This is a genomic window from Acidovorax sp. SUPP950 (assembly GCF_030158935.1).
Taxonomy (GTDB): domain Bacteria; phylum Pseudomonadota; class Gammaproteobacteria; order Burkholderiales; family Burkholderiaceae_C; genus Paracidovorax.
The window spans coordinates 73,567-88,905 of record NZ_BQXE01000005.1 but is presented as its reverse complement, the minus strand read 5'-3'; the positions used below and the strand labels follow the sequence as shown (position 1 = coordinate 88,905).

Below are 15,339 nucleotides of genomic sequence, written 5' to 3'. Positions count from 1 at the left end.
ATTCGGGCGAATCCGGGCATCAGGGTTTCCACCTAGCAGAACCGCCGGCTTGGCATTTGATATGCGTCAACCGATGGTCAGAATGAACCCTTGTGTGTATCCAATTGCAAAGGTACCCCATGTTCAAAAGCCTGCGTGCGCGCCTCATCGGCATTTGCGTCGCCATCACCGTGCTCTCTCTGCTGGCCCTGGCGCTGGTGACCTTCTTCGTGGTGCGCAACGACACGCTGGCGCAGCTGGACGAGCACGTCGGCGGGCTCACCCGCCTGCATGCCGACGAAGTGGCCGAATGGGTGCGCGAAAAACAGCGGATCACCTCGTCCCTCAAGGTCGCCACCGAGCAGCCGGACCCGCTGCCCATGCTGCGCGCCATCAAGCAGGCCGGCGCGTTCGACCTGGTGTACTTCACCTATGCCGACAAGCGCCACATGGCGCTCACCAAGGTGCCGGACGGGTACGACGGCACATCGCGCCCCTGGTACAAGCAGGCGGCACAGGCGGGCGGCCCCGTCATCACCCCCGCCTACGTGGGCGCGAGCAGCGGCAAGCTGACCATCACCTTCGCCGAGCCCGCCGGCCCGGCCGGCCAGCCCACGGCCGTGGTGGCCACCGACATCTACCTGGATTCGGTGACCGCCAAGGTCAACGCCATCCACCCGATCGCCAAGAGCTTCGCCTTCCTTCTGGACGGCGACAGCAAGATCCTGGCGTATGCCAAGCCCGGCATGGCGCTCAAGCCCGTCTCCGACATCTCGGGCAGCCTGGACGCCGCGCTCATCAAGCGCCTGGCCGAGCGCAACGAGCGCACCGACGTGCAGATCGACGGCGCCGAACAGATGCTCTACGCCGCCAAGGTGCAGGGCACGCCCTGGACGCTGGCCATCGCCATCGACCGCGCCGAGGCCACGCAATCGGTCAGCGCGCTGCTGAAAGTGGCCATCGTCATCACCCTGCTGAGCGTGGTGGCCGCCGTCGCGCTGGTCACCGTGGCGGTGAGCCACCAGTTGCGCCGGCTGGGCGTGGTGCGCGATGCGCTGGAAGACATCGCCTCGGGCGACGGCGACCTGACGCGCCGCCTGTCCACCCACGGCAGCGACGAACTCACCCAGATCGCCAGCGCCTTCAACCACTTCGTGGACAAGATCGCGGCGGTGCTGGTGCAGATCCGCGCCTCGTCCGAATCCGTGCGCCTGGCCACCAGCGAGATCGCCAGCGGCAACCAGGACCTGTCCTCGCGCACCGAGCAGCAGGCCAGCTCGCTGGAGGAGACGGCGGCCGCCATGGAGCAGCTCACCGCCACGGTGCAGCAGAACGCCGAGAACGCGCGCCAGGCCAACACGCTGGCCACGGGTGCCTCGGAGATCGCCACGCACGGCGGCACCGTGGTGGGCCAGGTCGTGAAGACCATGGGCGGCATCGATGCCTCGGCCCGCAAGATCGTGGACATCATCGGCGTGATCGACGGCATCGCCTTCCAGACCAACATCCTGGCGCTGAACGCCGCGGTGGAAGCCGCCCGCGCGGGCGAGCAGGGCCGCGGCTTCGCCGTCGTGGCCAGCGAGGTGCGCACGCTGGCCCAGCGCAGCGCGACCGCCGCCAAGGAGATCAAGGCGCTGATCGACGATTCGGTCACGCAGGTGGATGCCGGCAGCAAGCTGGTGCAGGACGCCGGGGCCACCATGGACAAGGTGGTGGACAGCGTGCGCCGCGTGACGGCCATCGTGGCCGAGATCAGCAACGCCAGCCAGGAGCAGAGCACCGGCATCGCCGAGATCGGCAGCGCCGTGAGCCAGATGGACCAGTCCACCCAGCAGAACGCCGCGCTGGTGGAAGAGGCCACCGCCGCCGCGCAGTCGCTGCAGCAGCAGGCGGCGCAGCTGGCCGACGCGGTCGCCGGCTTCAAGCTCAACGCCCACGGGGCCGCAGCGCCGTCGCGGGGCGGTCCGGCGGCCGGAACGAACCGCGCCCTGACCATGCGATAAAAAACGGCCTCCAGCACAATAAGCACTAGGGCATATAGCTATATATTTGATAGCAAAATAACCCGGCCGCATGGCGATCGGGCTCAGGCCTGGGGCGTGGCAGCCCCAATCCAGCGATAAAGGACAGGGGCGCCGGGTGGCATTCAAGCCCGCGTGCGCCCTCTTTTCGGCCTTCGCTGACGGCGCCAAGGTCCCCTGGCGGCCATGATGGCGCGATGACCCCCACCCTGCCCTCGCGCACCCCTTCGGCGCCGGCCCGCCCCGGCCGAGCCCCCCTCACGCCACGCACCTGGCTCGGCCTGGCCGGCTGGCTCGCGATCGCCTTCGTGGCTGCTGCGGTCGGCAGCATCGCATCGGTCCAGGCGCCGCAGTTCTACGCCCAGCTCACCCAGCCGGCCTGGGCACCGCCCGCCTGGCTGTTCGGGCCGGTGTGGAGCGCGCTGTACGCCATGATGGGCATCGCCGCCTGGCTGGTGTGGCGCGAGCCCGCAAGGGCCCTGCGCCGGCGCGCGCTGTGGCTGTTCGCCGTGCAGCTGGCGCTCAATGCGCTGTGGAGCTGGCTGTTCTTCCAATGGCACCAGGGCGCCTGGGCGCTGGCCGACATCGGCCTGCTGTGGTGCTGCGTGGCCGCCACCCTGGTGGCGTTCTGGCGGCTGAGGCCGCTGGCCGGGGCGCTGCTGGTGCCTTACCTGGCCTGGATCACCTTCGCCGCCGCGCTGAACTTCACGGTCTGGCGGCTGAATCCGCAGCTGCTGGGCTGAGGGGCCGGCGTCTTTCGCGGCGCAGGCGCTACAGCGCCTTGCGCAGGTTGGCCGGCGCGATCTTGAGCGCCTCGCGGTACTTGGCCACGGTGCGGCGCGCGCACTCGATGCCCTGCTCCTTCAGCATCTCGGCGATCTGGCTGTCCGACAGCGGCTTGGCCGGGCTCTCGGCCGAGACGAACTGCTTGATGAGTGCCCGCACCGCCGTGCTGGAGGCGTTGCCCCCGGTCTCGGTGCCCAGGCCCGAGCCGAAGAAATACTTGAGTTCGTACGTGCCCTGCGGCGTGGCCATGTACTTGGCCGTGGTCACGCGGCTGATGGTGGACTCGTGCAGGCCCAGCTCGTCGGCGATGTCGCGCAGCACCAGCGGCCGCATGGCCAGCTCGCCGTGCACGAAGAAGTTCTTCTGCCGGTCCACGATGGCGCGCGACACGCGCAGGATGGTGTCGAAGCGCTGCTGGATGTTCTTGATGAACCAGCGCGCCTCCTGCAGCCGCTGCTGCAGGCCCTGGTGGCCCTCGCCGCCGCGGTTGCCGCGCAGCGCGCCGGCGTAGATGTCGTGCACGCGCAGGCGCGGCATCACATCGGGGTTGAGCTGCACGCTGAAGTTCTGCTGCGTGCCGCGCCCGGTCTTCTTCACGATGACGTCGGGCACGATGATGTTGCGCTCCACCTCGGCGAAGGCACGGCCGGGCCGGGGCTCCAGGCGGGCGATCAGCGCCATGGCCGCGCGCGTGCGCTCCTCGCCGCCACCGCAGGCCTGCGCCAGGCGGCGCACGTCGCGCCGCGCGAGCATCTCCAGCGGCTGCTGGCAGATGCGCAGCGCGGTCTGCACCACGTCGGGGTCGCCCTCGCCGTCCTCGCGCAGCGCCTTGAGCTGCAGGGTCAGGCACTCGGCCAGTCCGCGCGCGCCCACGCCCACCGGGTCCAGGCTCTGCAGCAGGCCCAGCGCCACGGTGAAGCGGTGCACCAGCTCCTCGACCTGCTCGGTGTCGTCCTCGCCCGCCAGGCTCACGGCGAGCGACGGCAGCGACTCGTCCAGGTAGCCATCGTCGTTGAGCGACTCGATGAGAAAGCGCAAAGCGGCGGTGTCGACCTCGGACAGGCGCAGGCCCAGCGCCTGCCGGTGCAGGTAGGCGGTGAGCGACTCGTGGCTGCGGGCCAGCTCGGTGGCGTCGGCTTCGTCGCCCTCGCCGGCCGTGCGCGTGCGCGCCGGGGCGTCGCCGCCCCATTCGCCGTCGTCCGGCGCCATCTCGACGGTGCCGTCGCCCTCCCAGTCGGGGGCGTCGGCGCTGCCCGGCGCCTCGGCGGCGCTCGCGGCATCGCCCTCCGAGGAGGACTCCACCGCCGCGCTGGACTCGCCGGGCGCGCCGGAATAGATGGCCTCTTCGGTGTGGCGATCGTCCTCGCTCACGGGCGCATCGGCCTGCGGCAGGCCGAATTCTTCGCGCGCGGCCTCTTCGGCGGTGCGTTCGAGGAAGGGGTTTTCGTCGAGCATCTGCTCGACCTCTTGCGACAGTTCCAGGGTGGACAACTGCAGCAGCCGGATGGACTGCTGCAACTGCGGCGTGAGTGCCAGATGCTGCGAGACGCGCAGCGACAGCCCCGGCTTCATCACACCGGTGCCGCAGGGCCGCCCCGAGGCGCGAGAGCCCCCGCGGGGAGCAGCGCAGTCAACACGATGACCAGCGTGGACGCCATGCTCACATCCTGAAATGCTCGCCGAGGTACACGCGCCGCACCTCGGCGTTGTCCACGATCTCGGAGGGCGTGCCCCGCGCCAGCACGCGCCCATCGCTGATGATGAACGCGTGGTCGCAGATGCCCAGGGTCTCGCGCACGTTGTGGTCGGTGATGAGCACGCCGATGCCCCGCGCCTTGAGGAACCCGATGATGCGCTGGATCTCGATCACGGCGATGGGGTCGATGCCCGCGAACGGCTCGTCGAGCAGGATGAAGCGCGGCTGCGTGGCCAGGGCCCGCGCGATCTCCACGCGGCGGCGCTCGCCGCCCGACAGCGCCAGGGCCGGGGAGGCCCGCAGGTGCTCCACGCGCAGCTCCTGCAGCAGGGCGGTGAGGCGCGACTCGATCTCGTCGCGGCTCAGGGCCTTGTCGTTCTCGTCGCGCTGCAGCTCCAGCACGGCGCGCACGTTCTCCTCGACCGTCAGCTTGCGGAAGATCGACGCTTCCTGCGGCAGGTAGGACAGGCCCAGCCGCGAGCGGCGGTGGATGGGCATGTCGGCCACCGAATGACCGTCGATGCGGATGTCGCCGCCGTCGCTGCGCACCAGCCCCACGATCATGTAGAACGAGGTGGTCTTGCCCGCGCCGTTGGGGCCGAGCAGGCCGACGACCTCGCCCTTTTGCACGACCATCGACACGTCCTTGACCACCTTGCGGCTGCCGTAGGACTTCTGCAGGTGCTCGACCTCCAGCCGGCTCGTGGTGCCGGCCACCGAGGCGTCGGAAGGGTGTGCCGCCGCCATCACTTCGCGCCGCCGCCCAGTTCGCCGCTGGGCCGCAGGGCGGGGGCCGGCGAGGTGGGGGCCGCAGCGGGCGCCCCGGCCTTGGCCGGAGTCTCCTTGGGCGAGAGCACCGCGCGCACGCGGCCTCCGGGCGTGGCCGCGGTGTTGCTGCCGGCGGGGGCGGCCTTCTGGCCATCGACGGTGAACACGTCGGTTAGGTTGTTGTAGACGATGAGGGCACCGGCCATCTCGTCGGTGAGGGTGGATTCGCGGTAGCGGCGCAGTTCCGAGCGGCGGATGAGCCGCACCAGATCGGCCCGGCCGTCGTACTCGATGACCTCGCCCTCGCCCTCGACGAACTCGTCGGGCATGCCGGGCGCCGTGTCGCGCTTTTGCCGGAAGAAGGCCCGCTTGCCGGCCTCGGCCGTCATGGTGCCGTACTGGAAGCCATCGGGGTCCTGCCGGACGTCCAGCCGCGCGCCGCGCAGCAGGATGGTGCCCTTGGTGACCACCACGCGGCCGGTGAAGACGCTGGTTTGCTTGAGCTCATCGTGGCGCAGTGCATCGGCCTCGATGTTCATGGGCTTGTTGCGGTCGGCCTTTTCGGCGCGGGCGCCTCCCATGGCGAAAGCCAGGGCGGCAAGCAGGAGGATCGGTAGGAGGCGTTTTCTCATAGGGCACGAATCTTGCAAAGATTGTAGCCACCCCTTGGCGCGATCCGGGAGCAGCAAAGAAAAAGCCCGCAAACGCGGGCTTGCATCGCACGGAGCGGGGAACTCAACCGCCCTTGGCGGCGGTGGAAGCGAGGTACTCCACCACTTGCAGCACGCCCTGCATGTTGCCGGCCATGGTGCCATCGGTGTAGTAGCGGCCGGCCACGCCCATCGAGGGCACGCCTTCCACGCCGTAGGCCTCCTGCAGCTGGGCGGCCTTGCGCAGCTGGTTGGACACGGAGAAGGAGTTGTAAGCCTCCTTGAACTTGGCCACGTCCACGCCCTGCTTGCCGATCCATTCGAAGATCAGGTCGTCCTTGTTGAGGGCCTGCTTTTCCACGTGCACGGCGCGAAACACCTTGGCGTGCAGATCGCCGACCTTGCCCATGCTTTCCAGGGCGAAGTACAGCTTTTGCTGCGGTGCGAAGCTGGAGTTGAACGCCACGGGCATGCGGCGGATGACGAGGTCCTTGGGCGCCGCCTTGATCCAGGCTTCCAGCGTGGGCTCGAAGGCGTTGCAGTGGGGGCAGCTGTACCAGAAGAACTCGATGACCTCGACCTTGCCGGCGGGCACATCGCTGGCCACGGGCTTGGCGAGCTTGACGTAGTCCTTGCCTTCCTTGAATTGGCGGGCCTGGGCCATGGCGGGCGTCGCCAGGGGCAGCGTCAGGGCGGAAGCGGCCACGGCCGTGGCGGTGGACAGGGAAAACTCGCGGCGTTTCATGAAAAAGACACTCCTTGTTCGGTCAGAGGGTTGTGAGCGGCAGCCTGCGGGAAAAGTTCAGCGCTGCACGCGCACCAGCGCGGATTCGACGCCCGCGCCATCGAGCTTGTCCTTGAGCATTTCGGCATCGTCGCGCTTGGTGAAGGGGCCGACGCGCACGCGAAACACGGTGCGGCCGCTCTGCTCGCGCTCGCTCACCCGGGCCTCCCAGCCCAGCATGGCCAGCTTGGCGCGCTGCGCATCCGCGTCGCCCTGGGTGCGGAAGGCACCGGCCTGCACGAAGTAATCAAACGGCTCGGCGCCGCCGGGCGCGCTGGCGGCCCGGGCCTTGGCCAGATCGCCCAGCGGATCGGACGAGGCGGCCGGCTTGCTGGCGGCACCCCGGGGCGCCGAAGCGGCGGCCACGGCGGCCGGCACCGAAGCGTTGCTCGCGGGGGCCGGCGCGACACCGGCCACCGCGGGCGTCGAGCTGGCGGGCACGGGCGGGCGCGCCGGGTTCTTGCCGTACAGCGGCGAATTCGGGTCCCAGTTCTTGTTCTTCTGGGATTCGGCGGCGTCCTGGTCGGCATTGCGCGCACCGCCCTTGTTGAGGAAGGGCACCGGCACCTTCGTCACATACACGGCCACGCCCAGCGCCGCCCCCAGGCCCACGACCACCCCGAGGATGAAGCCGATGGCGGTGCCCCCACGTTGCTGTTTTGTCATATCCGTAAACACTCACATTCTGGCTGGCGCCGATACGCCCAGCACGGCCAGGCCATTGTGCAATACCTGTGCGGTGGCGGCGACGAGCGCCAGGCGCGCGCGCTTGACGGCTTCGTCGTCCACCAGGATGCGCTCGGCGTCGTAGTAGCTGTGGTAGCTCGCGGCCAGGTCGCGCAGGTAGAAGGTGACGTCGTGCGGCGCCTCGCCTTCGGTCGCGGCGGTGAGCATTTCGGGGTATTTGGCCAATTGCAGCATCAGCGCCTGGGCCTGCGGGCCTTCGAGCGCGGACAGGTCCACGCCCTGGAGGGACGCCACATCGCCGCCGCCCTGCTCGGCCCAGCTGCGCAGCACGGAGCAGATGCGCGCATGCGCGTACTGCACGTAGTACACCGGGTTGTCGTTGTTCTGCGCCACGGCCAGATCGACGTCGAAGGTGTATTCGGTGTCGGGCTTGCGGCTCAGCAGGAAAAAGCGCACGGCATCCTTGCTGGTCCACTCGATCAGGTCGCGCAGCGTCACGTAGCTGCCGGCGCGCTTGCTGATCTTGACCTCTTCGCCGCCCTTGACCACGCGCACCATGGTGTGCAGCACGTAGTCGGGGTAGCCCTGCGGAATGCCCACGTCGGCGGCCTGCAGGCCGGCGCGCACGCGGGCGATGGTGCCGTGGTGGTCCGTGCCCTGGATGTTGACGACCTTGGTGTAGCCGCGCTCCCATTTGGAGATGTGGTAGGCCACGTCGGGCACGAAGTACGTGTACGAGCCGTCCTGCTTGCGCATCACGCGGTCCTTGTCGTCACCGTAGTCGGTGGATTGGAGCCACAGCGCGCCGTCCTGCTCGTAGGTCTTGCCGTTGGCGACCAGCCGGTTCACCGTGGCCTCGACGCGGCCGCTGGTGTACAGGCTCGACTCCAGATAGTACTCGTCGAACTTCAGGTTGAAGGCCTGCAGATCCTTGTCCTGCTCGTGGCGCAGGTAGGCCACCGCGAAGTTGCGGATGGACTCCACATCCTCCACGTCGCCGCTGGCCGTGAAGGCGCGGTCGGTGGCCTGCACCGTCTTCTTCGCGAGGAAGTCGTTGGCGATGTCCTGGATGTAGTCGCCGTTGTAGAACCCCTTGCTGGCGGGATTCTCGGGGTCGGTGGGCCAGCAGTCGTCGCCGGGCTTGAAGCCCTTGGCGCGCAGCTGCGTGCTGTGCGTGAGCGTATGGATCTGCACGCCCGCATCGTTGTAGTAGTACTCGCGGTGCACCTTCCAGCCCTGCGTGGCGAAGAGGTTGCAGATCGCATCGCCCAGGGCCGCCTGGCGGCCGTGGCCCACGTGCAGCGGGCCCGTGGGGTTGGCCGAGACGAACTCGACCAGCACCTTCCGCCCGTTGTCCGGCTGTTGCCCGAAGCGCTCGCCGGCGGCCAGCACTTCGCGCACCACTTCCTGCTTGGCGGCGGGCTTCAGGCGGATGTTGATGAAGCCGGGGCCGGCGATCTCCAGCGCCTCGACCCAGCGGCCGAAAGCCGGCGTGGCCAGCAGGGCCTCGCGCAGCGTTTCGGCCAGTTGCCGGGGGTTCTGCTTGGCGGCCTTGGCCAGCTGCATGGCGGCGGTGCAAGCGAAATCGCCGTGCGCGGCCACCTTGGGGGATTCAAAAGCAGCACGCCCGGCAGCGCCGGGCGACAATTTTTCCAGCTCGCCGGCGAGCGCCGCGAGCAATTCCTGTTTGACGGAGAGCATGCGGCGATTCTACGGGCCGCCCGTCATCCAAACTTTCGGCCATGACGTTATGCTGAACAGCCTCGCGGGGTGCGCGTCGACGGGGGGCTTCCTATCCACTTTTTGCAGGAACACGACATGAAGAATCTGCTCTCCGTGGTGGCCGCCGCCGGCCTCGCCCTCTCCTTCGCCACGGCGCATGCCGCCGATGCCCCCGCAGCCGCCGCCTCCGCGCCGGCCAAGGCTCCCACTGCTCAACAGAGCAAGATGGCCACCTGCAACGCCGATGCCAAGACCAAGGCGCTCAAGGGCGACGAACGCAAGGCCTTCATGAAGGACTGCCTCAGCGCCGACAAGCAGGCCGCACAGCAGGGCAAGATGACCACCTGCAATGCCGACGCCAAGACCAAGGCGCTCAAGGGCGACGAGCGCAAGGCCTTCATGAAGCAGTGCCTGAGCAACAAGCCCGCCGCCTGATCCGGCCACCGGCCCGCCTTTCGTCAAAAAGCCCCGCATTGCGGGGCTTTTTTGCTGGGCGCGGGGCGTTCAGCGGGTGCCGACGCCCCGCGCGAGGAACGTGGCCGCCAGCGGAATCAGCACCAGCAGGTGCGCCTCGATCATGACCAGGCGCCGGGTGCTGCGGATCGCCGCCTCGTCCGGCAGCGCGCCCGTGGCGCGCAGGGCCTTGCGCCAGCGCAGGAACCGCAGGGTGGGCGCGATGGAGATCAGCCCGACCACCACGAAGAGCCCCACCTTCACATGCAGCAGCGGCTGCATTCCATACCACTGCGCACCCTTGATGCCCCAGCCGACGCGGGCCAGCCCGGTGGCCAACACGGCCAGGGCCGCGATGCCATAGAACCGGTCCAGTTGCGCCAGCCGCTCCACCGCGGCCGCGTTCAGCCAGGCCGGGCGGCACAGCGCGGCTTCGCTGGCCAGGAAGGTGACCATGGTGAGAATGGCCAGGAAATGGGCATAGGCCAGCAGGGCTTCGGTGGTCATGTGGCGTTCCTTGGAGTGGGGGCGGCGCGATGGTAGCGCGCCTACGGCAGCCTGCGCCGCGTTTCGTTCGCCGGTGCAGCGCTTCGGGTGCGCGTGCGCAATCTCCGGGACTGGCGCAACAGTGAAAGCCTCTCCATTGTTGCGAGGCATGTCCATGCCGATCCAGTCCATCTCCCACACGCAGCCCAACGCCTGGCTCCAGGGCGGCCAGAGCACCACCCTGCAGCAGGATCTCATCAAAAAGGTCCTGGAAATGCTGCTCGTCAGCCTGCTGGAGAAGCTGGGCAAGAAAGACGACGCGCCGTCCAGCCAGCCCGGCGGCACCCCGGCTTCCAGCCCCGCGAGCGTACCCCCCAGCGCGCCCCCCAGCGCGTCACCCAGTCCATCACCTGGCCCGGCACCCAACCCGTCCGCCGGTCCGGCCAGCCCCCCCTCGGGCGCTCCGGCTCCCACGCCAACGCACGACGGCACCGCCGACACGGTCCCGGCACCAGCGCCCTCTACCAGCCCGGCCATTCCCGGCAGCGGCACGGCAGGCAACGACTTCGGCACGCAGAGCGTGGCGGAAGGCGCGGGCAAGGTCCACCCGAAATTCGAGCCGGTGCTGCGCGGCGACGAGTCGCAAAAGGACGCGCAGATCCAGACCCAGGCGGACTTCGGCAAGGCGGCCGATGCCACGGCCAGGGAATACGGCCTCGACCCCAACGTGTTCCGCGCCCAGCTGGAGGTGGAATCCAACGCCTTCTCCAAGGGCTTTCAGGGCGCCATGAAGCTGGAAGGCGACCTGGGCCGTGCCGGCGAGAACAACACCTCCATCGGCCTGGGGCAGATTTCCCGCAAGTTCCTGGACGGCCGCGAATGGGCGGACGGCGGCCCCGGCAACGAACGGGTCGGCGGCCAGAAGGTCTCCACCGAGCAATACCAGGGCAGCGTGACGACGCAGTTGCGCATGGCGGCGTCCAACCTGGCCCAGCGCGTGGCCGACCACGGCGGCCTGCAGCAGGGGCTGGCGTACTACGTGTCGGGCAACCCCGACCCGGGCAATACCAACGCCGGCGCCTACATCGACCGGATCAACACGGCACTGAAGGACCCGGCGGTCGTCGGGCCCGGCCGCTGACCCGCGCAGGCGGCGAAGGCAGCGCCACGGGGTGCCGCCTTCGCCGCATCACTGCGGCGAAGGCGCTCCGATGTCCTGGCGCACCCAGTCGTCGAGCAGTGCCTTTTCATACCGCATCGGATCGCTGCCGCCCCGCCCCGCGCGGGACAGGAACGAAGGATCGCGCAGCTCGCGGCGACCGGACTGCAGCACGCGGCCATCGGCCGCCGTCCGCTGGAACTCCAGGTCGATGCGCGGCGGATACACGTCGCGCACGATGCGCACCTGCGCCAGCTGCGCGCCGCGCCCCGGCTCGAACCCGCCCGCGCGCTGCACGTCGGTGATGCGCACCGCCAGCCGCTCGCCATCGGGCAGCGCGGCGGCCGCGCGTTCGGACAGGTGCTGGCACAGGGCATCGACCCACGCCCGGCGCGCGCGGTCGGACTCGTGCGGGCCCATTCGGGCATCGCTGAAGCGGGAGGGATCGTCGTACTCCACGCTGACGATGCCGGGCGCAACCGGATGCGCCCCGCGTGCCGCGCCGGGGCCGGGAGCAGCCGGCCGTGCGGATTCCGGGGCCGGGCTTCGGCCCGCCACGGGCGCCTGGGGCGCTTCCAGGGCCGCTGGCGGCCCGCCCGCGCAGCCGGCCAGCATTGCGGAGACCGCCAGCAGGGCCAGCGCCGCGCCCGCGCGGCCGCGTCCCGGCCAGGCCATGCCCGCGGCGCGCGCCGCCGCGCCGCGCCGCCTCGGTGGGGAATGGTGGGTCATGGCAAGGCTCCTTCTTGGGTGGATGGGGCGGCGGCAGGGCCCGCCGTGCGGCGCCAGAACTCGGGCTGGCCGTAATGGTGCTTGAGGTAGTCGATCCACAGCCGCACGCGCAGCGGCATGTGCTTGCGCTGGGGAAAGACCACGTAGATGCCGTTGGGCGGCGCGGCGAAGTCCTCCAGCACGGCTGCCAGGCGGCCCGCGGCGATCTCGGCCTCGACCTCCCAGGTGCTGCGCCAGGCGATGCCCCAGCCGCCCAGGCACCAGTCGTGCAGCACCTGCCCGTCCGAGCAGTCCAGCGGACCGCCGGGTTTGAAGTGCACGACCTCGGTGCCGCCGCCCTCGGCCGCGGGCATGCGAAAGGCCCAGCCGCGGGTTTGCGAGGCATCGCTGGAGAGCGTGAGGCAGGCGTGCTGCGCCAGGTCGCCCGGATGGCGCGGCGTGCCGTGGCGCGCCAGGTACGCCGGCGTGGCCACGCACAGGCGCCGGTTGTCGGCGATGCGCACGCTCACCAGGGAAGAATCGGGCAGGTCGCCCACGCGCACCGCGCAGTCGAACCCCTCGCCGGCCAGATCGACCACGCGATCGCTCAGGTTGAGCGAGATGGTCACCTCGGCATGCAGGTCGCGAAAGCGCGGCACCAGCGGCGCCACGTGGCGCCGCCCGAAACCGGCCGGCGCGGTGATGCGCAGGTGCCCGGTGGCCTTGACGCCGCCGGCGGACACGCTGGCCTCGGCATTCGCCACGTCGGACAGCAGGCGCTGGCAATCTTCCAGGAAGGCGCTTCCCTCGTGCGTGAGGTGGATGCGCCGCGTGGTGCGCACCATGAGCTTGACCCCCAGGTGCTCTTCCAGCGCATCGAGCCGGCGCCCCATGATGGCCGGGGCCACGCCTTCGGCCTTGGCGGCGGCGGTGAGGCTGCCGCGCGTTGCCACCGACACGAATGACTCGAAGGCCTTGAGCTTGTCCATGGGCGCCGATTATGCGGATGGATGTCACGGATGCATGCGGGTTCCACGCTGATTGCTGACGTAGGACTTCAAGCGAAATCGGGCACCAGTGCAATTAATTCTAGGGCGTATAGCTATCAAAAAAATAGCAAACTCTGCCCCATGAATTGCACGGGGCCGCCCCGCTCCGCGCCGATCGCTCCTGCAGCCGCGCCTAGACGGCCGCGCGGGTGAGCTGCATCGACAGCGTGTAGCGGCTGGCTGGGTGCAGCGTCACGCTCACGTCCATCAGTTCGCCGCCGGTGTCCACGTAGCGGCGAACGATCTTCAGCGCCGCGGAACCGGCGGGCGCCTGCAGCTCTTCGGCCAGCGACTCCGGCACCAGCGCCCCCACGATGTCCTGCCGCACCTTGGCGATGCGCAGGCCGTATTGCGCCTCCAGCAGGCTGCTGACCAGCACGTCGGGCGCGGCGCGCACGTGTTCGGCCAGCTCCCGCGCGTCGAAGCGGGCCGCATCCACATAGACCACCGTCCAGGCGATGGGCAGGTGCGGCGCGGCACCGTCCCGGCGCAGGCTGGCGATGGCAAGGCAGCGGCTGCCGGCGGCGCAGCCCAGCTCGGCGGCCAGTTCGCGGTCGAGCACCACCTCTTCGATGCGGCGCACCTCGCGCACGTGGGTGGCGCCGAACTGCACCAGGTCGTCCAGCGAGGCCAGCGTCTGCTGGTAATGCGCATTGGGCGTGGCCGCCTCCACGCGCGTGCCCACCTTCTTGCGGCGCGACACCAGGCCGGACTGCTGCAGCTCCGAGATGGCGGCGCGCACCGTGTGGCGGCTCACGCCGTAGCGGTCGCACAGCTCCAGCTCGGTCGGCAGCAGCGCGCCCACCACGTATTCGCCCGCGGCGATGCGCTCCGACAGATGGCGCGCCACCAGCGCATAGCGCGGCTCAGCCATGGGCGCAGCCTTTCATCCGGGGTAAACCCGGATTTTCTTTATGTACGTACATAAACACAATAATTCATATGTCCGAACTTAATCACCCGCGGACGCCGACGCAACCACCGACACCATGACCACCCCCGCCTTCGCCTCCAGCACCGCCATCGACTCGCTGCTCTTTCGCGACGCTTTCGGCACGCCCGCCATGCGCGCGATCTTCGCCGACCGCACGCTCGTCGCCCGCTACATCGAAGTGGAGGTGGCGCTGGCCGCCGCGCAGGGCCGCTGCGGCGTGATTCCGGCCGAAGCGGCCCGCGAGATCGCCGCGCGCTGCGACCTGAACGCGCTCGACTTCGAGCTGCTGCGCCAGGAGACCGACATTGTCGGCTACCCCATCCTGCCGCTGGTGCACCAGCTGGTGAAGCAGTGTGGCGACGCCGGCCGCTATGTGCACTGGGGCGCCACCACCCAGGACATCATGGACACGGCCACGGTGCTGCAGGTGCGCGACGCGCTGGCGCTGGTGGAGGCCGACATCGCGGCCCTGCGCGGCATCCTGGCCGGCCTGGCCGAGCGCTACCGCGACACGCCCATGGCCGGGCGCACCCATCTGCAGCACGCGCTGCCCATCACCTTCGGCTACAAGGCCGCCATCTGGCTAGCGATGTTCGACCGCCATGCCGAGCGGCTGCAGGAATTGAAAAAGCGCGTGCTCGTCGGCCAGTTCGCCGGCGCCGCGGGCACGCTGGCCTCGCTGGGCGAGCGCGGGCTGGAGGTGCAGGGCCTGCTGATGGAGGAGCTGCAGCTGGGCGTGCCCGCCACCACCTGGCACGTGGCGCGCGACGGGCTAGCGGAGGCGGTGAACTTCCTGGCCCTGGTGACCGGCTCGCTGGGCAAGATCGCCTACGACGTGATGCTGCTGTCGGCCACCGAGTTCGGCGAGGTGTTCGAGCCCTTCGTGCCCGGCCGCGGCGCCAGCAGCACCATGCCGCAAAAGCGCAATGCGATCTCCAGCGAGCTGATGCTGGCGGCCTCCAAGTCCGTGCGCCAGCATGCTGGCCTGATGCTGGACGCCATGGTGCAGGACCTGGAGCGCGCCACCGGCCCGTGGCACGCCGAATGGATCGCCATTCCCGAGAGCTTCGTGCTCACCGCCGGGGCCCTGAACCAGGCGCGCTTCATGCTCGGCGGCCTGATCGTCAACGAAGACCGCATGGCCAGGAACCTGGACATGACGGACGGCCTGATCGTGGCCGAGGCCGTGATGATGGGCCTGGCCCCGTTCACCGGCCGCCAGCAGGCGCACGACATCGTCTACGGCGCCTGCCGCACCGTGAACACGCAGGGCGGCACGCTGGCCGATGCGCTGGCGCGGCTGCCCGAGGTGTCGGCCCACTTCGACCGCGCGGCGATCGACCGCCTCACCGATCCCCGCAACTACCTGGGCGCCGCGCCCGGGATGGTGGACCGCGCCCTGGCCCTGTCGCGCGCGCAGAAAAAAAGCTGATTCCCAAGAACGTCAACCGGAGACA

The 15,339-nt window shown here is 69.6% G+C and carries 15 protein-coding genes; 5 read left to right on the top strand and 10 right to left on the bottom strand.

What is annotated here, in order from left to right; all coding sequences use genetic code 11:
- The first annotated feature begins 119 nt into the window (after positions 1–119).
- Positions 120–1,982, top strand: coding sequence for a methyl-accepting chemotaxis protein (locus tag AVME950_RS18970; RefSeq protein WP_284431001.1), 1,863 nt, complete (start codon positions 120–122; stop codon positions 1,980–1,982).
- Positions 1,983–2,197: 215 nt separating this feature from the next.
- Positions 2,198–2,743 carry a TspO/MBR family protein gene (locus tag AVME950_RS18965; RefSeq protein ID WP_284431000.1) on the top strand — a complete coding sequence of 182 codons (546 nt, stop codon included), beginning with the start codon at positions 2,198–2,200 and terminating at the stop codon, positions 2,741–2,743.
- Positions 2,744–2,771: 28 nt separating this feature from the next.
- On the opposite strand, the gene AVME950_RS18960 is transcribed toward AVME950_RS18965, so the two are convergent.
- The 6 genes from AVME950_RS18960 to argS form a co-directional block, all read right to left on the bottom strand.
- A complete protein-coding gene (locus AVME950_RS18960; protein WP_284430999.1) occupies positions 2,772–4,358 on the bottom strand; it encodes an RNA polymerase factor sigma-54 in 1,587 nt (528 codons plus the stop codon).
- A gap of 88 nt (positions 4,359–4,446) precedes the next feature.
- Positions 4,447–5,229 (bottom strand): LPS export ABC transporter ATP-binding protein, encoded by a 783-nt coding sequence (gene lptB, locus AVME950_RS18955; RefSeq protein WP_284430998.1) that lies wholly within the window; start codon positions 5,227–5,229, stop codon positions 4,447–4,449.
- Complete coding sequence (gene lptA / locus AVME950_RS18950) at positions 5,229–5,882, bottom strand: lipopolysaccharide transport periplasmic protein LptA (protein WP_272565719.1); 654 nt, start codon at positions 5,880–5,882, stop codon at positions 5,229–5,231. The genes lptB and lptA overlap by 1 nt, the downstream gene beginning before the upstream one ends.
- 103 nt (positions 5,883–5,985) lie before the next feature.
- Positions 5,986–6,645 (bottom strand): thiol:disulfide interchange protein DsbA/DsbL, encoded by a 660-nt coding sequence (locus tag AVME950_RS18945; RefSeq protein WP_284413358.1) that lies wholly within the window; start codon positions 6,643–6,645, stop codon positions 5,986–5,988.
- Between the two features lie 57 nt (positions 6,646–6,702).
- Positions 6,703–7,350 (bottom strand): SPOR domain-containing protein, encoded by a 648-nt coding sequence (locus AVME950_RS18940; RefSeq protein WP_284413356.1) that lies wholly within the window; start codon positions 7,348–7,350, stop codon positions 6,703–6,705.
- 12 nt (positions 7,351–7,362) lie between these two features.
- A complete protein-coding gene (gene argS / locus AVME950_RS18935; protein WP_284413354.1) occupies positions 7,363–9,072 on the bottom strand; it encodes an arginine--tRNA ligase in 1,710 nt (569 codons plus the stop codon).
- Between the two features lie 117 nt (positions 9,073–9,189).
- Between argS and AVME950_RS18930 the strand changes: the two genes are divergently transcribed.
- Positions 9,190–9,528: a PsiF family protein gene (locus tag AVME950_RS18930; RefSeq protein WP_284406653.1), complete on the top strand. Its 339-nt coding sequence runs from the start codon at positions 9,190–9,192 to the stop codon at positions 9,526–9,528.
- Positions 9,529–9,597: 69 nt separating this feature from the next.
- Here the strand turns inward: AVME950_RS18930 and AVME950_RS18925 are convergent, their stop codons facing one another.
- Positions 9,598–10,053: a DUF2214 family protein gene (locus AVME950_RS18925; protein WP_284394754.1), complete on the bottom strand. Its 456-nt coding sequence runs from the start codon at positions 10,051–10,053 to the stop codon at positions 9,598–9,600.
- Positions 10,054–10,207: 154 nt separating this feature from the next.
- On the opposite strand from AVME950_RS18925, the gene AVME950_RS18920 reads away from it, so the two are divergent.
- The gene (locus AVME950_RS18920; protein ID WP_284430997.1) at positions 10,208–11,173 is read left to right on the top strand and encodes an FmdB family transcriptional regulator; all 966 of its coding nucleotides are present in this window, start codon (positions 10,208–10,210) and stop codon (positions 11,171–11,173) included.
- 48 nt (positions 11,174–11,221) lie between these two features.
- On the opposite strand, the gene AVME950_RS18915 is transcribed toward AVME950_RS18920, so the two are convergent.
- The 3 genes from AVME950_RS18915 to AVME950_RS18905 form a co-directional block, all read right to left on the bottom strand.
- Complete coding sequence (locus tag AVME950_RS18915) at positions 11,222–11,920, bottom strand: DUF3016 domain-containing protein (protein WP_349817240.1); 699 nt, start codon at positions 11,918–11,920, stop codon at positions 11,222–11,224.
- Positions 11,917–12,888 carry a LysR family transcriptional regulator gene (locus AVME950_RS18910; RefSeq protein ID WP_284394392.1) on the bottom strand — a complete coding sequence of 324 codons (972 nt, stop codon included), beginning with the start codon at positions 12,886–12,888 and terminating at the stop codon, positions 11,917–11,919. The genes AVME950_RS18915 and AVME950_RS18910 overlap by 4 nt, the downstream gene beginning before the upstream one ends.
- Before the next feature lie 193 nt (positions 12,889–13,081).
- Positions 13,082–13,822 carry a GntR family transcriptional regulator gene (locus tag AVME950_RS18905; protein ID WP_284430996.1) on the bottom strand — a complete coding sequence of 247 codons (741 nt, stop codon included), beginning with the start codon at positions 13,820–13,822 and terminating at the stop codon, positions 13,082–13,084.
- Between the two features lie 115 nt (positions 13,823–13,937).
- Between AVME950_RS18905 and AVME950_RS18900 the strand changes: the two genes are divergently transcribed.
- Positions 13,938–15,314, top strand: a complete 1,377-nt coding sequence (locus AVME950_RS18900) for a class-II fumarase/aspartase family protein (protein ID WP_284430995.1) — start codon at positions 13,938–13,940, stop codon at positions 15,312–15,314.
- Positions 15,315–15,339 lie beyond the last annotated feature (25 nt).